The sequence below is a fragment of the Phycicoccus sp. 3266 genome, from assembly GCF_031456495.1.
GTDB lineage: Bacteria > Actinomycetota > Actinomycetes > Actinomycetales > Dermatophilaceae > Pedococcus.
Window position 1 is genome coordinate 1199609 of the sequence record NZ_JAVDUW010000001.1, and the last position, 19368, is coordinate 1218976.

General features: G+C 72.5%; 19 protein-coding genes. 7 read left to right on the forward strand and 12 right to left on the reverse strand.

Translation table 11 applies throughout. From position 1 onward, the window contains the following. Positions 1-15: 15 nt before the first annotated feature. Complete coding sequence (locus tag J2X64_RS05685; RefSeq protein ID WP_310150832.1) at positions 16-450, reverse strand: SRPBCC family protein; 435 nt, start codon at positions 448-450, stop codon at positions 16-18. Between the two features lie 111 nt (positions 451-561). After that, positions 562-1839, reverse strand: a complete 1278-nt coding sequence (locus J2X64_RS05690; protein WP_310150835.1) for an MFS transporter — start codon at positions 1837-1839, stop codon at positions 562-564. A gap of 60 nt (positions 1840-1899) precedes the next feature. Between J2X64_RS05690 and J2X64_RS05695 the strand changes: the two genes are divergently transcribed. Then, positions 1900-2670: an NYN domain-containing protein gene (locus J2X64_RS05695; protein WP_310150838.1), complete on the forward strand. Its 771-nt coding sequence runs from the start codon at positions 1900-1902 to the stop codon at positions 2668-2670. A gap of 6 nt (positions 2671-2676) precedes the next feature. Here J2X64_RS05695 and J2X64_RS05700 read toward each other — a convergent pair whose 3' ends face one another. Then, the gene (locus tag J2X64_RS05700; RefSeq protein WP_310150841.1) at positions 2677-3525 is read right to left on the reverse strand and encodes a helix-turn-helix transcriptional regulator; all 849 of its coding nucleotides are present in this window, start codon (positions 3523-3525) and stop codon (positions 2677-2679) included. Positions 3526-3651: 126 nt separating this feature from the next. Here J2X64_RS05700 and J2X64_RS05705 point away from each other — a divergent pair, with 126 nt between their 5' ends. Then, a complete protein-coding gene (locus J2X64_RS05705; RefSeq protein ID WP_310150843.1) occupies positions 3652-4542 on the forward strand; it encodes an SDR family NAD(P)-dependent oxidoreductase in 891 nt (296 codons plus the stop codon). A 56-nt stretch (positions 4543-4598) separates the two neighbouring features. Here the strand turns inward: J2X64_RS05705 and J2X64_RS05710 are convergent, their stop codons facing one another. Further along, positions 4599-5183: a pentapeptide repeat-containing protein gene (locus J2X64_RS05710; protein ID WP_310150845.1), complete on the reverse strand. Its 585-nt coding sequence runs from the start codon at positions 5181-5183 to the stop codon at positions 4599-4601. Positions 5184-5353: 170 nt separating this feature from the next. Here J2X64_RS05710 and J2X64_RS05715 point away from each other — a divergent pair, with 170 nt between their 5' ends. The 3 genes from J2X64_RS05715 (at position 5354) to J2X64_RS05725 (ending at position 9259) form a co-directional block, all read left to right on the forward strand. Then, complete coding sequence (locus tag J2X64_RS05715) at positions 5354-6451, forward strand: citrate synthase 2 (RefSeq protein WP_310150847.1); 1098 nt, start codon at positions 5354-5356, stop codon at positions 6449-6451. A gap of 204 nt (positions 6452-6655) precedes the next feature. Next, positions 6656-7786 carry a phosphoserine transaminase gene (gene serC, locus J2X64_RS05720; RefSeq protein WP_310150849.1) on the forward strand — a complete coding sequence of 377 codons (1131 nt, stop codon included), beginning with the start codon at positions 6656-6658 and terminating at the stop codon, positions 7784-7786. Positions 7787-7954: 168 nt separating this feature from the next. After that, complete coding sequence (locus tag J2X64_RS05725) at positions 7955-9259, forward strand: lytic transglycosylase domain-containing protein (RefSeq protein WP_310150851.1); 1305 nt, start codon at positions 7955-7957, stop codon at positions 9257-9259. Between the two features lie 205 nt (positions 9260-9464). Here the strand turns inward: J2X64_RS05725 and J2X64_RS05730 are convergent, their stop codons facing one another. From J2X64_RS05730 to J2X64_RS05740, 3 genes are all read right to left on the reverse strand, one after another. After that, positions 9465-10757, reverse strand: a complete 1293-nt coding sequence (locus J2X64_RS05730; RefSeq protein ID WP_310150854.1) for an MFS transporter — start codon at positions 10755-10757, stop codon at positions 9465-9467. Continuing rightward, the gene (locus J2X64_RS05735) at positions 10754-11218 is read right to left on the reverse strand and encodes a MarR family transcriptional regulator (protein WP_310150857.1); all 465 of its coding nucleotides are present in this window, start codon (positions 11216-11218) and stop codon (positions 10754-10756) included. The genes J2X64_RS05730 and J2X64_RS05735 overlap by 4 nt, the downstream gene beginning before the upstream one ends. Positions 11219-11376: 158 nt before the next feature. Beyond that, entirely contained in the window at positions 11377-12888 is a 1512-nt protein-coding gene (locus J2X64_RS05740; protein WP_310150859.1) for an NCS2 family permease, read from the reverse strand. Between the two features lie 54 nt (positions 12889-12942). Between J2X64_RS05740 and J2X64_RS05745 the strand changes: the two genes are divergently transcribed. Beyond that, complete coding sequence (locus J2X64_RS05745; protein WP_310150862.1) at positions 12943-13299, forward strand: DUF2530 domain-containing protein; 357 nt, start codon at positions 12943-12945, stop codon at positions 13297-13299. A 178-nt stretch (positions 13300-13477) separates the two neighbouring features. Here the strand turns inward: J2X64_RS05745 and J2X64_RS05750 are convergent, their stop codons facing one another. From J2X64_RS05750 to J2X64_RS05760, 3 genes are all read right to left on the reverse strand, one after another. Beyond that, positions 13478-14383: a type IV toxin-antitoxin system AbiEi family antitoxin domain-containing protein gene (locus tag J2X64_RS05750; protein WP_310150865.1), complete on the reverse strand. Its 906-nt coding sequence runs from the start codon at positions 14381-14383 to the stop codon at positions 13478-13480. Positions 14384-14595: 212 nt separating this feature from the next. Then, the gene (locus J2X64_RS05755; protein WP_310150867.1) at positions 14596-15336 is read right to left on the reverse strand and encodes a DUF3027 domain-containing protein; all 741 of its coding nucleotides are present in this window, start codon (positions 15334-15336) and stop codon (positions 14596-14598) included. Continuing rightward, positions 15336-15731, reverse strand: a complete 396-nt coding sequence (locus J2X64_RS05760; protein ID WP_310150870.1) for a cold-shock protein — start codon at positions 15729-15731, stop codon at positions 15336-15338. The genes J2X64_RS05755 and J2X64_RS05760 overlap by 1 nt, the downstream gene beginning before the upstream one ends. 274 nt (positions 15732-16005) lie before the next feature. On the opposite strand from J2X64_RS05760, the gene J2X64_RS05765 reads away from it, so the two are divergent. Next, positions 16006-17373, forward strand: coding sequence for an MFS transporter (locus J2X64_RS05765; protein WP_310150872.1), 1368 nt, complete (start codon positions 16006-16008; stop codon positions 17371-17373). Here J2X64_RS05765 and J2X64_RS05770 read toward each other — a convergent pair. Both J2X64_RS05770 and J2X64_RS05775 read right to left on the reverse strand, forming a co-directional pair. After that, entirely contained in the window at positions 17295-18221 is a 927-nt protein-coding gene (locus J2X64_RS05770) for an aldose 1-epimerase family protein (protein WP_310150875.1), read from the reverse strand. The genes J2X64_RS05765 and J2X64_RS05770 overlap by 79 nt on opposite strands. Positions 18222-18352: 131 nt before the next feature. After that, positions 18353-19276, reverse strand: coding sequence for a hypothetical protein (locus tag J2X64_RS05775; RefSeq protein WP_310150877.1), 924 nt, complete (start codon positions 19274-19276; stop codon positions 18353-18355). Positions 19277-19368 lie beyond the last annotated feature (92 nt).

Consider the following 19368-nt stretch of genomic DNA (forward strand, 5'->3'; position numbering starts at 1 on the left):
GCGGCCGGGTCGGGGCTAGCGCTCGCCCGCGCGCCCCTCGGCGATCAGGCCGAGCCGGCGCAGGGCCTCGGTGTTCCGCCACGCGATCAACGGGTCGACGACGCTGTCCGGCAGCGTCGCACCGGGACCGCGGACGATGGTCTCGTCCATGGTGATCAGGGAGCCGTCACCGTCGTCGTCGACGCGCATGACCACGAGCGCCTCGCCGAGCGGGCGTCCCTTGGCCTGGAGCGTCAGCTCGGTCGGCGCGTGCGACTCGACCACCTCGGTGTGGTCGTCGAGCAGCAGCGGCCAGGCCCCGACCGAGTGGTGGATCCGGGCGCCCGCCTGTGGCCACGAGCCCTCGACGTCGCGCAGCCGCGAGGCACCCACCACCCAGCTCGGGTACATCCACGGGTCGGCCAGCACCTGCCACACCACACTGCCGGGCGCCTTGCACCGTCGGCTCACCGTCGCCACGTCCCACTCCCGCCCTCGACTTGCTCGGTCCACCTCGAGCATGCCGCAGTGGCGGCATCCCGTCGCCCCGAGCTGCGGCGGCACGCCCCCGCCGCCCCCGCGTCAGGGCGTCGGTCGGTGGGCGTCGTACCGCACGAAGCCCGGCTGGAGCCGTGCCAGCACGCCCATCGCCAGCACGCAGGCGATGCCGCCGAACAGCGCCATCCGCCCCTCGCCGATCCGCGACGCCACGACACCACCGGCGAGCTCCCCCAGCCGCGGCCCGCCCGCCACGACGACGATGAAGACGCCCTGCAGCCGTCCGCGCAGGTGGTCCGGCGTCGCCGCCTGGAGGATCGTCGTGCGGAACACGGCGCTCACCGAGTCCGAGGCGCCGGCGACCGCCATGGCGACCAGCCCGGCATACAGGGCGTGAGGCCGGGACAGCGCACCACCGGCGGCGAGCATGGAGACCCCGAAACCGGCGATCGCGGCACCCCACCCGACGATGGCGACGAGGATGGCCGCGCCCTGGCGGCGCACGTGCCCGAGCCGCCCGGAGAAGAACATCGCGAGGATGCCGCCGACCGCGGCCGCCGCCGACAGCGCGCCGACGGTCTTGGCACCACCGCCGAAGATCACCGCACCGGCCGCCGGGAACAGCACGCGCGGCTGGGCCAGGAACATGGCGGCGATGTCCGCGACGAACGTCATCCGCACGTTCGGCCGCGTGGCGAGGAAGGCGAACCCGTCGAGCACCGACCGCAGGCCGGGCCTGCTCGTCGGCGGACCGTCCTCGCCGTGGTCCGGCGGGAGCGGCGGCAGGGTCGACAGGCCCCACAGCGCGGCCGTCGTGATGACCGCGTCGACGGTGTACGCCGTGCGGAAGCCGCCCCAGTCGACGAGGACCCCGGCGAGCAGCGGCCCGACAGTGAGCGAGGCGTTCATGGCGAAGACCGACAGGGCGTTGGCAGCCGGGAGCAGGTCGCGGTCCAGGATGCGCGGGTAGATCGAGGTACGTGCCGGCGAGGTGACGGCGAAGGCGCCGTTCCACACGGCCACGAGCGCGTAGAGCACGCTCACGTGGGTGTTGCCGAGCCACGCCTGGATCGCGCAGGCCACGCTGGTCAGGAACGCTACGGACTGCGCCACGAGGCCCACCCGGCGCCGGTCGAAGTGGTCGATGAGCGCGCCGCCGTACAGCCCCATGACGACGAGCGGGACGAGAGCGCAGAGCCCGACGACACCGACCGCGGCGGTCGAGCGGGTGAGGTCGTAGACCTGCAGCCCCACCGCGACGACCGCGAGTTGGGAGCCGACGTTCGAGAGCGTGAAGCCGGTGTAGAGGCGCCGGTATGCCGGGTTGGCCCGCAGCGGGGTCAGGTCCAGGAGCAGCGGCACGGGATGGAGCGTATGCCGCCCGCCGGGCGCCCGTTGCGCCGAGTCCGTACGGTGGCCTGCGTGGACCCCAAACCCCGGATCGCCCTGCTCATCGACGCCGACAACGCCTCGGCCAAGCGGATCGACCTCATCCTCAACGAGCTGTCGAACTTCGGCGAGACCAACATCCGCCGCGCATACGGCAACTGGACCAAGCCGGAGCTGGCGGGCTGGACCGCGGTGCTGAGCGACAACGCGATCCGGCCGGTGCAGCAGTTCGACCAGACCAAGGGCAAGAACGCCAGTGACATGGCCCTGGTCATCGACGCCATGGCCCTGCTCTACACCGACGCCCCGGACGCGTTCGCGATCGCCTCCTCCGACGCCGACTTCACCCCGCTCGTCATGCACCTGCGCGAGAAGGGTGCTGCCGTGTACGGGTTCGGGGACCGCAAGACGCCCATGCCGTTCCAGAACGCGTGCACCCGGTTCCTCGTCCTCGACCAGCTCCGGGACGCCCAGGAGGAGCCCGACCCCGAGGAGGCCCCGACGACCCGCCTGCGGGCCACCACCCAGGAGCTGAAGCAGGACCGGAAGCTCGTCGCCCTCCTGCGGCGGGCCGTCCAGAACGCCGCCGACGACGACGGCTGGGCCGCCGTCGGGGCGGTCGGCAACCTCATCGCGAACCAGTCGTCCTTCGACTCGCGCAACTACGGGTACGCCAAGCTCACCGCGCTCATCAAGGCCACCGAGCTGTTCGAGATGCGCGACGAGGGCAAGCCCACCCTGGCCGTCCGGGACAAGCGCGTCGCCGGCGGGGCGGGCGGCGGCGGCTCGAGCCGGAACCGCTAGGTCGGCTCAGGTGCGGCCGTCGGCCCGATCCGTCTGCGCCCGGGTCGCGGCGAGGGTGCCCAGCAGGGCCAGCGCCTCCTCACTGCGGGAACCGCGCTCCGCCTGGTAGACGATGAGCTCCTGTCCCGGCGCCGAGCGGACGTCGAAGGCCTGGATGCCCAGGACGAGCTCCCCGACCTCCCGGTGGTGGAACCGCTTGGAGGCCAGGCGCTGACCACGCGCTTCGTGCCGCTCCCACATGGCCACGAAGTCGGCACTCTCGCTGCTGAGCCGTGCGACGACCTCGCGGATCCGGGGGTCGTCGGGGTTGCGCCCCTGCATGATCCGGAACCCCGCGACGGTGTACCGGGCCACCTGCTCCCAGTCCGGGTAGAACGAGCGGGCTCCCGGGTCCAGGAAGATGGTGTGCAGCAGGTTGGCCCCCTGCTCGAAGCCGTCGAACAGGGCGAACGCCAGGTCGTTGCCCGCCAGGACGTCGTAGGCGCGACCCAGCACGATGGCCGGGGTGTCCGACCACCGGGCCAGGAGGCGCAGCAGCTCCGGGTCGACACGCTCGGGAACGACGGTCAGCGGGTCCACGGGGACCAGGCCGGCAAGCCGGTACAGGTGCAGCCGCGCCTCGTCGTCGAGCATCAGCACGTCGCACAGGGAGTCCAGCACCTGCGCCGACGGGCTCTTCTCACGTCCCTGCTCGAGCCGCACGTAGTAGTCGACGCTCATCCCAGCGGCCACGGCCACCTCCTCCCGACGCAGTCCCGGGACCCGACGCCGCCCGTGGACGGGAAGTCCGGCATCGGCAGGTGTCACCTCGGCGCGACGCGCGCGGAGGTACTCCCCGAGGGACGTGGTGGGCATGTCGAGCAGCCTACGAGCCTGCCCGTCGGGCAGGGAGGGTGCAGCGCTCCCAGGCACAGCGCGGCCTTCACCACCTCGCGTCCGGGCCGCACCGTGGTCGACATGGGACACGAAGACCTGGAAACCATGACCACAGCCGGAGCCGTCCACGACGGGGAGCGACGAGGAGGAGCACCCGGGAGCAGGACCTGGTTCATCACCGGAGCCTCGCGCGGACTCGGGTACGAGTTCACGCGAGCTGCCCTCGGGCGCGGCGACAGGGTCGCCGCCACGGCCCGCGACACCGCCCGCCTCGACGACCTGCTCGGCCGTCACCCGGGCACCCTCCTGCCGCTGGCCCTCGACGTCACCGACGCAGACGCGGTCGGGTCGAGCGTGCGCCAGGCGGAAGCCTGGTCCGGCGGCCTCGACGTCGTCGTCAACAACGCCGGCTACGGCCACTTCGGGGCCGTCGAGGAGCTCAGCGACGAGGAGCTGCGCGACCAGCTGGAGACCAACCTCTTCGGCCCCTTCCGCGTCACCCGAGCCGTCCTGCCGGGCATGCGCGCCCGAGGCTCTGGGCACATCGTCCAGGTGTCGTCGATCGGCGGGGTCGGGGCCTTTGCGAACCTCGGCGCCTACCACGCGTCCAAGTGGGCGCTGGAGGGGATCAGCGAGTCGCTGGCGATCGAGACGGCGCCGTTCGGGATCCGCGTGACCATCCTGGAGCCCGGCGGCTACGCGACGGACTGGTCCGGCTCGTCCGCCCGTCACAGCGCCGGCCTGGAGGCCTACGAAGGGGCGCGCGTCTCTGCGGCGGCCCGTCGGGGCGGGCAGGCCCCCGGGGACCCTGCCGCTGCCGCGCAGGCGCTGATGGCGGTCGTCGACTCCCCCGAGCCCCCGCTGCGCGTCCTGTTCGGAGCCCAGGCACCGGCCATCGTGCGCGGGATCTACGAGCGACGGCTCGCTGAGTGGGAGGAATGGCAGGGACTCACCGAGCGGGCTCACGGCAGCGCCCACGAGGGCGGTCGGGCATGAGTCCGGCTCCCCAGCGACCGCAGCCGGGACGGTCGTGCCGGGCGAGTGTGGGTGGGCTACTGGTCGCCGACCAGGATCCCCAGCTCCGCGGCGAGCGCGGGCGCGAGGTCGACCAGCTGCAGCCGCGACACGGTCGCGCCCCGCAGCCCGGCCAGCCCCCGCGGGCCGGCGAGGTCGGCACCGGACACGTCGACGTCCTTCATCCGCGCCCGCCCGAAGTCCGGTGACACCAGCCGCGACCCGGCGAAGTCCACCTTCTCCAGCGTCGCCTCGGCGAAGTCGGGCTCGAGGAGCTGGCAGTCGAGGAACGCGCACTCGGCCAGCCGCGCGCCCCTCAGGTTGAGGAACTCGATCTTGCACCCCTCGAACCGCACCCGGCGCAGCTCCGCACCGAACAGCTGGACCGCCCCCAGCCGCGCGCCCTGCACCACGCAGTCCAGCCACGTCGACTCGGCGAGGTCGACGCCCGCGCCGTGCACGGCATACAGGCCCGTGTCGGCGAACCGCGACCGCGGTGCGGAGAGCTCGGTGAGGTCGCACCGCTGGAAGGTGCACTCGAGGAACCGGGCGTTGCCCGCGGACGAGCCGGAGAGGTCGCCGGTCAGGACCTCGCCGTCGAGGTCGGCTTCGGGTCGCAGCATCAGGCCATCGTGGACCATCCCTCGGACAGGGTGCTGCGGACGTCGCCGCCTCCCCCGCTACGGTGCAGAATGAACCCGCCAGTAACGAGCAGGGCCGCCCGAACGAGTGGGCGGCCCCGCCAGCAACCGGCCAGCGCACCCGCTGGCCGTCTCGAGCCGAGAGGACGCCGATGTCCGACAGCGACTTCAAGCCCGGCCTCGAGGGTGTCATCGCCTTCGAGTCCGCGATCGCCGAACCCGACAAGGAGGGCGGGGCGCTGCGGTACCGCGGCGTCGACATCAAGGACCTCGTCGGACGGGTCAGCTTCGGCCAGGTCTGGGGGCTGCTCGTCGACAACGAGTTCGACCCGGGCCTGCCGCCGGCCGAGCCGTTCCCGCTGCCGGTGCACACCGGCGACATCCGGGTCGACGCGCAGTCGGCGCTCGCGCAGCTCGCGCCGGTGTGGGGCTTCAAGCCGCTGCTCGACGTCAGCGACGACGAGGCGCGCGAGCAGCTCGCCCGCGCCTCGGTCATGACGCTGTCGTTCATCGCCCAGTCCGCGCACGGCCAGGACAGCCCGATGGTGCCGCAGAGCCGGGTCGACGAGGGCAAGACCATCGTCGAGCGGTTCATGATCCGCTGGCGCGGCGAGCCGGACCCCAAGCACGTCGAGGCGATCGACGCGTACTTCATCTCGGCTGCCGAGCACGGCATGAACGCCTCGACGTTCACCGCCCGCGTCATCGCCTCGACCGGCGCCGACGTCGCGGCCTGCCTCTCGGGGGCGATCGGAGCACTGTCGGGCCCGCTGCACGGTGGTGCGCCCTCGCGCGCGCAGCACATGATCGAGGGCGTCGAGCGCACCGGCGACGCCACGGCCTACGTGCAGGGCGTGCTCGACCGCGGCGAGCGGCTCATGGGCTTCGGCCACCGGGTCTACCGGGCGTACGACCCGCGCGCGGCCGTCCTCCGCGACACCTGCCAGCGCCTCGGCGCCCCGCGCTACGAGGTCGCCCTCGAGCTGGAGAAGGCCGCCATCGCCGCGCTCGCCGAGCGCCACCCCGAGCGCAAGATGGAGACCAACGTCGACTACTGGGCCGCGGTCCTGCTCGACTTCGCCGAGGTCCCCGGCAACATGATGACGCCGCTGTTCGCCTCCGCCCGCACCGCGGGCTGGGCTGCGCACATCCTCGAGCAGAAGAAGACCGGCCGCCTCATCCGCCCGTCCGCGCGGTACGTCGGCGAGGGCCCGCGCGGCCTCGAGGACGTGGCCGGCTACAAGGGCTGAGCCCCGGAGCGCGCCCCGCGCCGTCGCGGCGCCCACACGAGCACGAGGTATGCCGCGTGGCCGGCCGGCCACGCGGCATACCTCTTCTCCCGGCACGGCTCGGGTACTTCCGGCACCGCTCGGGGCTCCCGGCACCGCTCGGGCTGACGTCCGGGTGGTGGACCTCACGTCCCACGCCTCGGGACAGGGTGCGACACTGGCCGGGTGACAGACACCGCGGCAGCGCCCACCCAGACCATCCCCGCCGACCTGCTCCCCAAGGACGGCCGGTTCGGCTCCGGCCCCTCGAAGGTCCGTCCCGAGCAGGTGGAGTACCTCGCCGGGCTCGGCACCACCCTCCTGGGCACCTCCCACCGCCAGGCCCCCGTCCGCAACCTCGTCGGTGCGGTCCGCGAGGGCCTCGGTGAGCTCTTCTCGCTGCCCGAGGGCTACGAGATCATCCTCGGCAACGGCGGCTCCACCGCGTTCTGGGACATCGCCGCCTTCGGCCTCGTCCGCGAGCGCGCCCAGCACCTGTCGTTCGGCGAGTTCTCCAGCAAGTTCGCCTCCGTGACGCAGAAGGCGCCGTTCCTCGGCGAGTCGACCGTGATCAAGGCTGACCCCGGCACGCTCGCCGCACCGCGGGCCGAGGAGGGCGTCGACGTGTACGCCTGGCCGCACAACGAGACCTCGACCGGCGTCATGGCCCCGGTCAGGCGGGTCGAGGGTGCCGACGAGGGCGCGCTGGTGCTCATCGACGCCACGTCCGGCGCAGGTGGCCTGCCGGTGGACGTCGCCGAGGCGGACGTCTACTACTTCGGCCCGCAGAAGTGCTTCGCCTCCGACGGCGGCCTGTGGCTCGCGGCCTTCTCCCCCGCCGCCCTCGCGCGCGTCGAGGAGATCGAGGCGACGGGCCGCTGGGTGCCCGACTTCTTCAGCCTGCCGACCGCGGTGTCCAACAGCCGCCTCAACCAGACCTACAACACGCCGGCCCTGTCGACGCTCGCGCTGCTGCGCGCGCAGGTCGACTGGCTCAACGAGCAGGGCGGCCTCGACTGGGCCGTCGCCCGCACCGCCGACTCCTCTGGCCGGCTCTACGAGTGGGCCGAGCGCACCTCCTACACGACCCCCTATGTCGCCGACCCGGCCGCGCGCTCGCAGGTCGTGGCCACGATCGACTTCTCCGACGACGTGGACGCCGCGGCAGTCGCCAAGACGCTGCGCGCCAACGGCGTGGTCGACGTGGAGCCGTACCGCAAGCTCGGCCGCAACCAGCTGCGCGTCGCGACCTTCCCCGCAGTCGACCCCGAGGACGTGAGCGCCCTCATCGCCTGCATCGAGCACGTGGTGGGCTGACCGGCCGCGACGCTCCCCGACACCTCCTCAGGACCGTGCCCCGCGCCACCGTGCGCGGGGCACGCGTCTGTCCACCGGCGAGATCGCCCGAGCACGCGTAACCTCGGCGACTCGGACTCGTTGAACCTCACGACACGGGGTGGGACGACGACGTCGAGGAGCCGAGACATGAGCCGCGCAGGGCACGATCCGCAGCGAACCTTCCACCTGCCGTGGCGGGCGATGGCCGGAGGGCTGCCCGCCGTGGCGCTCATCGGGAGCGGGATCGGCCTCGCCCTGACCGGCGGCCACCCCCTCACCGAGATCGCGAGCGACTCCGGGCCGGTCGTCACCGTCCCGAAGGCCCCCGTCGAGCAGCCCGCGGCGCCGACGCTGCCGATCCTCCCCGCGCCCCCGGAGCAGCAGGCCACGCCGCTGGGCGGCGAGGGGGGCTCCACCGCCCCGGCCGGCAGCCTGCCGCCGAGCCTGACGGTCAAGGGCATCCCGGCCGCCGCCCTCTCGACATACCAGCACGCGGCACGCATCGTCGACGCCGCGGACTCGGAGTGCCGGATCGACTGGGCCCTCGTCGGGGCCATCGGCAAGGTCGAGTCCGACCACGGCCGCTACGGCGGCAACGGCACCGACTCGACCGGCACCGTGCGCCCCGGCATCTACGGCATCCCGCTCAACGGCGCCAACGGCACCGCGGTGATCCACGACACCGACGGCGGCGTGTTCGACCGCGACACCACGTGGGACCGCGCGGTCGGCCCGATGCAGTTCATCCCCGGCACCTGGCGGGTCGTCGGCGTCGACGCCAACCAGGACGGCCTCAAGGACCCGCAGAACCTCGACGACGCCGCCACCGCGACCGCCGTCTACCTGTGCTCCGGCCCGGGCGACCTCAGCACCCCGGCGGGCGCCCGCAACGCCGTCCTGCGCTACAACCACAGCGACGCCTACGCCAACGAGGTCCTCGCGATCGCCGACGCCTACCGCCACGGCTACACCGTCGTGCCGGACTCCGGCCTCGCGCCGGGCCAGGCGGACGCCGCGCCGTACCTGCCGTCCGGCGACCCGCAGACGATGGCGCAGTACGACCCCGCCGCGGTGCGCGAGCCGGCCCCGTCGCGCACGTCCGGCAAGCCGGCCAAGGGCTCGTCCGGCGGTTCGGGTTCCTCCGGTGGCTCCGGCGGCACCAGCGCTGGTGGCGGCACGGTGCCGACGCCGGCCACCACGAGCTCGGCGTCCGGCCCGGTCGGCCAGGTCGTCGGTGGGGTGACCGGTGTGGTCGGCGGAGTGGTCGGTGGCCTCACCGGCAGCACGCCCAGCTCGACCACGACCTCCTCGAGCCCCGCGCCGTCCCCGTCGCCCACCTCGACGACCTCCCTGCCGTTGCAGGTCCTGCCCACCAACGGCAAGTGCCCGACCGGCTACGACCCCGTGCTCGGCGCCCTCGGGATCACGGTGCTGTGCGTGCTGCATCAGTGACGCCGTCGGTGGCCACCCGCGCGGTGGCCGCCACCTGACCTCCTGGAGGTGCGCCGACAACCCCCACGGCGCACCGGCGAAGGCCCACCACTCCTCGAGGGTGGTGGGCCTTCGTCGTGCCGTCAGTGCAGGATGCTCGCGACGACCGCCACGGCTACGACGATGACGAGCACCGCGATGGTCATGCGCCGGCGGAACGTCGGGGTCACCGTACCGCCTCGGGCACCGGCTCGGAGACGGGCGCCGTGGTGCGGATGCGCAGCCGCGGGCGCCCCTTCGACTCGTAGGTCACCTGCACATTCTCGTGCTTCGCGAGCCAGTACGACACCGCCACGAGCGTGATGCCGACCGCGATCGTCCCGATCGCGATGGTCCAGCGAGGGCCCCAGGCGTCGCCGATCCAGCCGATCAGCGGTGCGCCGAGCGGGGTGCCGCCCATGAAGATCGCCATGTACAGCGCCATGACCCGGCCGCGCATCGCGGCATCGACCCTCGTCTGCACCATCGCGTTCGCGGTGGTGAGGGCGGTCAGGGCGGCCAGCCCGGTGGGCACCAGGGCGACGGCGAACAGCACGTACGTGGGTGCCAGGGAGGCGAAGGCCGTGGCGACCGTGAACCCGACCAGGGCGATGAGCAGGGTCCGCAGCCGCGCCTCGGCCCGGCGGGCCGACAGCAGCGCCGCCGTGAGCGAGCCGATGGCCATGATGGAGCCGAGCAGCCCGTACTCCTCCGGGCCCTTGCCGAACTCCTTGGTCGCCATGAGCGCCGTCGTCACCTGGAAGTTCATGCCGAACGTGCCCAGCACGAAGACCAGCAGCATCACCAGCTGGATGTCGGGCCGGTTGCGCACGTAGCGCACGCCCTCCTTGATCGCGCCCTTGCCACGGGCCAGCCGGGGCGCCGGCTTGAGCTCGCTGCCGCGCATGGCGGCCAGGGCCAGCAGCACCGCGACGAACGTGAGGGTGTTCGTGAGGAGGGTCCAGCCGGTGCCGAACGCGGCGATCGTCAGGCCCGCGAGGCCCGGGCCGATGAGCCGGCCGGCGTTGAACGAGGCGCTGTTGAGCGAGACCGCGTTGGTGAGGCGGTCGCGCGGGACCATCTCGGAGACGAAGGTCTGCCGCGCCGGGTTGTCGAACGCCGTGGCCACGCCGGTCCAGAGAGCAGCGACGTAGACCATCCACAGCTGGGCGTGACCCGTGACGGTGACGAGGCCGAGGCCCAGCGACGACAGCGCGAGCGCCGTCTGCGTCACCGCGAGCAGCCGCCGCTTGGCGAAGCGGTCGGCCACGACCCCGGTCCAGGGCGCGAGCAGGAGGAAGGGCAGGAACTGCAGCCCGGTGACGATGCCGAGTGCGGAGGACGAGTGACGGGTGAGCTCGGTGAGCACCAGCCAGTCCTGGGCGACCCGGCCCATCCAGGTGCCGATGTTCGACACGAACGCGCCGGTGGCGTAGATCCGGTAGTTCCGGACGCTGAGGGAGGCGAAGGTCGGGCTCACTCGCTCGCCACCCTCGTGAGGATCGCGGCGGCCCGCTGCAGGACCTCCTGCTCCTCGGCGCTCAGGTGGCTGACGCGCACGGACATCCACGCGTCGCGACGGCGCCGGATCTCCTTGAGCAGGGTGGTGCCCTCACGGGTCAGCGACAGGATCACCTGCCGGCGGTCCTCGGGGTCAGCGGTGCGCTCCACGAGCCCCCGCTCGACGAGGCCGCCGACGGTGCGGGTCATGCTCGGCGCGCTCACGCGCTCGATCTCCGCGAGCTCCCCCGGCGTGCGAGGGGTGTCCTCGAGCCGGCACAGCACCGAGAACTGGTGCGGCGCGACCAGGTCGGTGCTCTCGAACCGGACCCGGCGCGAGATGCGCATGCAGGCGAGCCGGAGCTCACCGGCGAGGGCGGAGACGGCGGAGGGCGACAGTCCGGTGGCGGCGCGGGTCTTTCGCGCGGGCGGTGGCGTCATGCATCTACTCCTCGGTCAGGTACTTAGCATAACTCATTACCTCTGCTAAGTATTTCCCCGGAGCCCGAGCTGCCCGGGCGGCCCCGGACACACGTATGCCGCGCGGCCCCGGTCGGGGGCCACGCGGCATACGTGGGTGTCGCGGAGGTGCTGGGCGCTCAGCCCACGCCGAGCAGGGACTTCACCGGGTCGATCGCGAAGTACACGACGAACAGCGCCGACACCGCCCACAGCAGCGGGTGGATCATGCCGGCCTTGCCGCGGACGACCTTGATGATCGTGTAGAGGACGAAGCCCGCGCCGATGCCGGCCGTGATCGAGTAGGTGAACGGCATGAGGACGATCGTGAGGAACGCCGGGATCGCGATCTCGAGGTCCTCCCAGTCGATGCCGCGGACCTGCTGCATCATCAGGAAGCCGACGACGACCAGCGCCGGGGTGGCCGCCTCGTAGGGGACGATCTTGACGAGCGGGGCCAGGAACGTCGCGAGCAGGAACAGCACGCCGGTGACGACCGACGCCAAGCCGGTGCGCGCGCCCTCGCCGACACCGGAGGCCGACTCGATGTAGGACGTGTTCGACGAGACCGAGCCCGCGCCACCGGCGACGGCGGCGAGGCTGTCGACGAGCAGGATCTTGTCCGAGTTCGGGGGGTTGCCGTTCTTGTCGAGCAGCTTGGCCTCGGCACCGATGGCGACCATCGTGCCCATCGTGTCGAAGAAGTCGGCCAGCAGCAGGGTGAAGACGAGCAGCACCGCGGAGACGACGCCGATCTTGCCGAACGAGCCGAGCACGTTGAAGTGGCCGAGGAGCGAGAAGTCGGGGACGTCGACGACCTGCTTGGGGAGGGCGGGGACGTTGAGGCCCCAGCCGGCCGGGTTGACGACCTTGCCGGTCGCGTCGGTCTGGCTGCCGATCGAGCCGATGGCCTCGACGATGACGGCCAGGACCGTGGCGCCGACGATGCCGAAGAGGATCGCGCCCTTCACGTGCTTCACCATCATGATGACGATGGCGATCAGGCCGATGACGAAGACGAGCAGCGGCCAGCCGTTGAGGAAGCCACCGATGCCGAGCTCGACCGGGACGGGGCCGGTGGCCGGGCGGCGGATGAAGCCGGCGTCGACGAGGCCGATGATGGTGATGAACAGGCCGATGCCGACCGAGATCGCGGTCTTGAGCTCACCGGGGATGGCCTTGAAGACGGCCTGTCGGAAGCCGGTCAGCACCAGGATCGTGATGATGACGCCCTCGATGACGATCAGGCCCATCGCGTCGGCCCAGGTCATCTCGGGCAGCTTGGCGATGCCGAACGTGACGAACGCGTTGAGGCCGAGGCCGGTGGCGAGCGCGAGCGGGAAGTTCGCGACCACGCCCATGAGGATCGTCATCACGCCCGCGACCAGCGCGGTGCCCGCGGCGACGAGCTGGATCGCGTGCGGGACGTCCTGCCCCCCGAGGAACTTGCCGGTCCCGTCGGCCTGCGTGCCGATGATGAGCGGGTTCAGCACGACGATGTACGCCATGGTGAAGAAGGTCACGAGTCCGCCGCGGACCTCACGACCGACGGTCGACCCGCGCTCGGTGATTCGGAAGAACCCGTCGATGCCGCCGGTCTTCGCCGGGGCGGGGCGTTGCGCCGTCGTGGGCGCGGATGAGGGGTTGGCCATGGCGCACAGGGTAGGGCCTGCGTGTTTCCGAGATGTGAAGGCTACGCTGACCGCGTGACCGAGTCGCAGCGCACCGAGGGCCCGGCGGGGGCCGAGCAGCGCGCACTCGACTCCGGCGACTCCCCCGGTGGCTCCCTCGACGACTCCCCCGGTGGCTCCCTCGACGCGGCCGCAGGCGAGCCCGCCGTCGAGCCCGCCCCCCTCGAGCCGCTGGCCTGGAGCAGCGCCCGGATCGTGCTCGGTGGCCTGGTGCTGTGGGCCGTGGCGCTCGTCCTCACGCTGGCCGTGCCCGCCCTGCACACGGGGGACCGCGACTGGTGGCCCTGGTGCTGCGTCGCCGGCCTCGCGCTCGGCTCGCTCGGCTACGCCTACATGCGCCGCGGCCGAGGCAACGCCGCCGGCACCCTCTGACCCGACCACCCCTCCCCCCGCCCTCTCTCCCCAGACCCCCCGCCTCACCCCTGCCCCGCAAAACGGCAGTTGCTGGCATGAAACGGCAGTTCTGAAGTGCCGTTTCATGCCAGCAACTGCCGTTTTGCCCCGCGTTTGAGGCAGACAGGATCAGCGCTGGCGACCGATGCCTCGACGGTCAGGCCGCTGGCCGGGCGAGGGCGGAGCGGATCCGCGCGAGCAGCCGGTGGGGGTCGGCGAGCTCGGCCCAGGTCAACCGGACCACCTGGTAGCCGAGCTCGCGGATCCGGTCCTCGCGCTTCTTCTCGGCCACCAGCGCCTCGCGACCCTCGGCGCCGTCGTACTTCACGGCGCCGTCGAACTCGACCACGACCCGTCCGGCGACGACGAAGTCGGCCCGTCCGACCAGGATCCCTGCCCGGTCGCGGATGTCCACATGGCTCGCGAACGGCAGTCCGAGTGCACGAAGGACCAACCTCGTCCGGCTCTCGCCCACCGACTCGGACGCCGGGTCGACCGCCTCGAGCATCTCGCGGAGCCGCCGACGGCCCCGGAGCGTGCGCACCAGCCGACGGGCCGCGTCGTCGAGGTCCTGCTCGGTACACAGGCCGCGGTGCAGCGCGGCATCACCCGCGACAACGCCCGCCTCGACGCTCATGGACGCGGTCGTGACCACGGCATCGGGCACAGCGAGCACCGGCAGACCTAGGTGCTCGATGCTGCTCGAGCGTCGCATGGGCATGAGCCGCAGTCCGTTGCTCGTCGTCGTCTCCTGCACGTCCGAGGCGAGGACCACGAGGTCGCGGCGGACGTGCCACAGCGGCAGGCCCCAGAGGGCGAGCGCACTGTGGTGGGTGGCCGCCTCGTCGCAGGGCCGCGACCGCATGACTGCCCTGATCGTGAGCCGGTACCGCTCGTCCGGGTCGGCGTCCTGCCACATCCGCGGGTCGACGTACGCCCCGCGGCGGACGCGGACCAGCTCTCTGTCCTCGACCCACCGCCGCACACGGCGAGGGTCGACACCCAGGCGGGTCAAGTCCGCGGAGGAGATCACCCCGCGGTGGGCGGACAGCACGACTGCCACGGAGCACTCCATGCACGGACCGTGCCGCGGAACTTCGCGAGCCGGCTCGGCATACCACTCCGGTTGTGGACAGAGCCTGCGAGGGTGACGTCTCTGTGGACGACGACCTGCCCCCACCAAAACGGCGGTTGCTGGCATGAAACGAGGGTTCAGAACTGCCGTTTCATGTCAGCAACTGCCGTTTTGCGGGGTGAAAGCGCGCGCGGGGGCGGTCAGACCAGGTCGAAGGCTTCTTCGTCGACGATGGGGTCCGGGGCGGCGGCCAGGGACTCGGCGGGCTCCACGTCGACCTCGGAGTGGGCGCCGCAGCCGTGGTCAAGGCTCACGACGCGACCGTCGGAGGGCGACCAGGCGTTGGCGCACACGCCGAAAAAAGAGCGGAGTGCACCTGCCATCGGGAGGAAGTAGCCGCAGCTCGAGCACGGAGCCGACGCCTTCTCGGCCACGGGCGAGTGCGGCCCGTTCTCGCCGTCGTACCAGCGCTGGGCAGCGGCCTCGCGCCCCTCGGCCGACAGCACGCGCTTGCGGCCGAGCCCGAGCTCGTACTGCGCCAGCTCGTCGACGTCCTCGTCGCCGGTCGCCTCGAAGCCGGGCTCGAGCAGCGGGTCGTCCTCCTTGTACGGGAGCACGTCGCCGGCGCCGAGGTCCCCCGGCGCCAGCCGGTCGGCATACGGGAGCCACTCGGGCGACAGGAGCGCACCGTCACCGGGGACGAGGTTGGTCTCGCACACCGTCGCAACCTTGCCGCGCGGCACGCGGGCGACGGTGATCGCCCAGCGCCAGCCAGGGTACGCCTTGGCGGTGCAGGCGAAGTAGTGCGTCGCGAGCCGCTCGTCGTCCATCTCCATGCCGAGGTGGTCGCCGACGGTGCCCGTCTCGGCGATCGACTCGGCGGCCTCGCGGGCCAGGTCGACGGCGGCGGCGAGCACGGCGTCCTGCTTGGGTGCCGGCATCAGGGCTCGATCTGGTCGGCGAGGAAGCGCAGCACCTGGGCCAGCTTGGTGGCGTGGTCCTTCTCGGGGCGGCGGCCGCGGCGGAAGGTGTTCGAGGCGCTGTCGAGCAGCTTGATCGCGTCCTCGACGAGCGGGGCGAGGTCCTCGGGCGACTTGCGGCCCGCCTCGCGCTTGCCCGCGGACACGGTCGGGGCGGGCTCGAGCAGGGTCACCTGGAGCGCCTGCGTGCCGCGCCGCCCCTCGGCCACGCTGAACTCGACGCGCGTGCCGCCCTTGAGCGTCTGCACGCCGTCCGGCAGCGCGTTGGCGTGCAGGAACACGTCCGCACCGTTGTCCTCGGAGATGAAGCCGAAGCCCTTCTCCGCGTCGTACCACTTGACCTTGCCAGTGGGCACCGTTCGTCCCTTTACCTCGAAGTTCGCGAGCGCGCGTCACGCGCATCTGCAAGCCTAACCGCCGCGTCCAAATCCATTTGTCGTATGCCGTGTGCGCCGGGCGCAAGGGCCCCACGTCCTCCTGCGTGCTCTGGACGCAACGGGCCCGCGGCTGCTGGCGTGCTCGCGGCGCAGGGGGCCAGCGGCTGCTGGCGTGCTCGCGGCGCAGGGGCCTTGCCGCCGCCCCGGCGAAAACCGTTTCGGCGTTGTCGGTGCGGTACGGGAGGATTGTCCGGTGAGTGGGACGACGACCTCGGGGCACGGCATCCGCGACTTCTGGGCGGCGCTGCCGAGCGCCGGGCGGTGGTTGCTCTCCACGGTCGCGGTGCAGACCCTCGGGCGAGGCCTGACGCTGCCGTTCACCGTGATCTACCTGCACGAGGTCCGCGGCATCTCCCTCGACCTCGCGGGCGTGCTCATGGCGTTCATCGCCGTCGTGGCCCTGGCCGTCACCGGCCCGGCAGGTGCCCTGACCGACCGGCTCGGTGCCCGGACCGTCCTCCTGTGGGGCACGACCGCGCAGGTCGTCGGCTGCGTGGTGCTGGCGTTCGCGACGACGCCTCTGGTCGTCGCCGTGGCGTTCCTGTTCCTCGGGTTCAACTTCGGCGTCTCGTGGCCGGCGTTCAACGCCCTCGTGGCGGCGATCGTCAGCGGCCGGGCCCGGCAGCAGTACTTCGGCATCAACTTCGCGCTGGTCAACCTCGGCATCGGCCTCGGCGGCGTCATCGGGGGCCTCTACGCCGACGTCCACAAGCCGACGACGTTCACCGTGATCTTCCTGGCCGACGCCGTCTGCATGCTCATCCCGATCGCGCTGCTGCTCGGCCCGCTGCGGCACGTCCACGGCCGGGCGGAGAAGCCCGAGGGCGACGACGCCGAGGGCGGCTCGTACCTCGCGATCCTGCGCCAGCCCGCGACCCTGTGGCTGACCGGGCTGACCTTCCTCGGGGTGTTCATCGGCTACGGCCAGATGGAGGCCGGGTTCCCCGCGTTCGCCCGACAGGTCAGCGGGGTGTCGACCGACGTCATCGGGTTCGCGTTCGCGGTCAACACGGCAGTCATCGTCGGCCTGCAGTTCTGGGTGCTGCGGCGCATCAGCGGCCACCGGCGCACCCGCGTGCTCATCGTGATGGTCGCGCTGTGGGCGGCGGCGTGGACCGTGCTCGGGTTCACCGGCGCGGTGGCCGGGACCATGGCCGCGGCGGCCGGGGTGCTGCTGTTCCACGCGATGTTCGCGCTCGGCGAGACGCTGCTGCAGCCGACGGTGCCGGCCATCACCAACGACATGGCCCCGGACCACCTGCGCGGGCGCTACAACGCCGTCAACGCGGGCGCCTTCCAGACCGGGACCATCCTCGGGCCGGTCGTGGCGGGCTTCATGCTGAGCCGGCACTGGTCGACGGCGTTCGTGGTGATGATCGTCATCGGGTGCGGGCTCATGGTCGTGCTGTCGCTCGCCCTCGAGCGCCGGATCACGCCCGCGATCAACGGGCTCGGCGACCGCGGCGACGGCGCGGCGGCCGGTCAGCCTGCCGACGCGGACGGGTTGATGCCCCAGGTGCCGCTCCACGACTCGCCCGGGGTGAGCACGACCAGCCCCTGACCGGAGTTGAACGCCTCGGCCGGGCAGCTCATCGGCTCGACCGCGATCCCGCGGACGCCCGGGGCGTCGTCGGCGCCCTTGACGGTGAAGACCTGGAGCCAGTCGAAGGACCCGTCCGCCCACAGGTGCACGTCGCCACGGTCCCGCAGGCCCGACACGGTGACCGTCCACCGGTCGGTGCCGGGGTCCCGCTCCAGCGCGGTGAAGGCGGTGTCGAGGCTCGTCGAGCCGAGCGCCCTCGGGGTCCGGAAGTCCGCCTCGGGTCGGACGGGCACGGTGCCGGTCGGCAGCATCCGGTCGTCGACCAGGATCTCCTCCCCGGCGGGGATCTGCAGCACCACCTCGGCCAGCGGCGTGCCCGCGATCGCGACGTAGGGGTGGGCGCCGTACCCGAACGGCACGGTGGCGTGCCCGACGTTCGTGGCGCGGCTGGTGACGGTGAGACCCGAGTCGTCCAGCGCATACGTGACGGCCAGGTCGAGCACGCCGTCCCAGCCGGGCTGGGGGTGCAGCCGGGTGCCGACGGTGAGGGAGTCCTCGGCCTGCTCGACGACGTGCCACGGAACCCAGCGGACGAGCCCATGGCTGGCGTTGTGGAACGCGGGCTCGGTCAGCGGGAGCTGCTGCTCCTTGGCATCGAAGGTGTAGCGGCCGTCCCGGATCCGGTTCGGCCACGGCATGAGCAGCTGGCCGCGCCCCGAGGACGCCGGCTCGTCCACGCCGTACCCGGCCATGACGTCCACGCCGTCGAGCGTGTAGGTCCGCAGACCTCCGCCGACCTCGACGACGGTGACCTCGTGACCGCCGGTACGGATCGTCCACTGCTCGCCCGAGGGGTGCACGCTCATGGCGTCACCGTAGTCCCGCGCGAGGTCCGGTCCGAGCCCGGTGGCCGTCGCGCCAGCCGGCGGCAGGACCCGGTCGGCAACTCACCACTCGGTGGCGTCGGCCGTCACGAGGCACCGTGCCAGCCGGCTGGTCAGCGGGTCAGCCGGACGAGCACTGCCTTGCTGCCCTGCTTCTGCGCGACGACCAGCACCGAGTCGCCGTTCGCCACGGTCCGTGCCGGGGTGCGGGTCGTGGAGTCGAGCGCGTAGGTCGCGCTGAACCCGTCGGTGCTGCGCACCGAGAGCGACGTCGCGCTGGCCGCGGTCACCGTCCCGCGCTGCACCGTCATCACAGTCGGCGTCCCGCCGGAGCCGGTGACGGTGAACTCGCCGTGCTCGACGTTGCCCAGCGCCGCCGCACCGCCCAGCGCCGAGCCGAGGCCGCCGCCGTTGCCGCCCATGCCGCGCTGCTGCGGACCCAGCTGCCGCTGCTGCTCACCCGGTCCGAGACCACCCGGGCCCCGCATCCCCGGGCCCATGCCGTTGCCCCGCCCGGGGTGCACCTGACCCACCCTGGCCTCGCCGTGGTGGTTCAGCCCTCGGCCTACCGCGAAGGCTGCCGCGCCGGCCGCCCCGATGAGCAGCAGGACGACGAGGACCCCCGCCACCACGAGGGCGACGAGGCCGCCCGTCGTCGAGGTCGCCCGACGCCAGAAGTTCGAGCGTCCGCCGCCGGGGCCTGCGGCATACGGCGGCGGACCGGCAGGACCGCCCGGGCCAGCAGGACCGACAGGACCGCCCGAACCACCCGGACCGACAGGACCGCCCGAACCACCTGGACCGGCGGGGCCGCCCGGACCGGCGCTCGCGTAGGCCGGCTGCGGCGGCGGACCGGCGGGGGCTCCCGCACCAGCCGCCGCGTATGCCGGGTGCGCCGCCTGCTCGGGCGCCGGCTGCCCGGCGGGCTGCACGGGCTGCCCGGCCGGGTGGGCGGGCAGCTCGGACGTGGGGGCGGACGCCCAGGACTCGGTCGGGTCGTGGGGTGTGGCGGGACCGTTCGGTTCGCGGGTGGTCATGGCTCCTCCTGTCGAGCTCCCTACCAGTGTGTAGGTCCGTGCTGGGCCGGCAATGGGAATTCGCTGTGAATGCGCAGGACGGCGCGGACTAC

Coding starts and splice junctions, on each gene's coding strand:
- J2X64_RS05700 (WP_310150841.1), bottom strand. CDS start 3,525: ATGCCCACCACGTCCCTCGGGGAGTACCTCCGCGCGCGTCGCGCCGAG.
- J2X64_RS05705 (WP_310150843.1), top strand. CDS start 3,652: ATGACCACAGCCGGAGCCGTCCACGACGGGGAGCGACGAGGAGGAGCA.
- J2X64_RS05710 (WP_310150845.1), bottom strand. CDS start 5,183: ATGCTGCGACCCGAAGCCGACCTCGACGGCGAGGTCCTGACCGGCGAC.
- J2X64_RS05715 (WP_310150847.1), top strand. CDS start 5,354: ATGTCCGACAGCGACTTCAAGCCCGGCCTCGAGGGTGTCATCGCCTTC.
- J2X64_RS05725 (WP_310150851.1), top strand. CDS start 7,955: ATGAGCCGCGCAGGGCACGATCCGCAGCGAACCTTCCACCTGCCGTGG.
- J2X64_RS05735 (WP_310150857.1), bottom strand. CDS start 11,218: ATGACGCCACCGCCCGCGCGAAAGACCCGCGCCGCCACCGGACTGTCG.
- J2X64_RS05740 (WP_310150859.1), bottom strand. CDS start 12,888: ATGGCCAACCCCTCATCCGCGCCCACGACGGCGCAACGCCCCGCCCCG.
- J2X64_RS05755 (WP_310150867.1), bottom strand. CDS start 15,336: ATGCCGGCACCCAAGCAGGACGCCGTGCTCGCCGCCGCCGTCGACCTG.
- J2X64_RS05770 (WP_310150875.1), bottom strand. CDS start 18,221: ATGAGCGTGCACCCCTCGGGCGAGCAGTGGACGATCCGTACCGGCGGT.
- J2X64_RS05775 (WP_310150877.1), bottom strand. CDS start 19,276: ATGACCACCCGCGAACCGAACGGTCCCGCCACACCCCACGACCCGACC.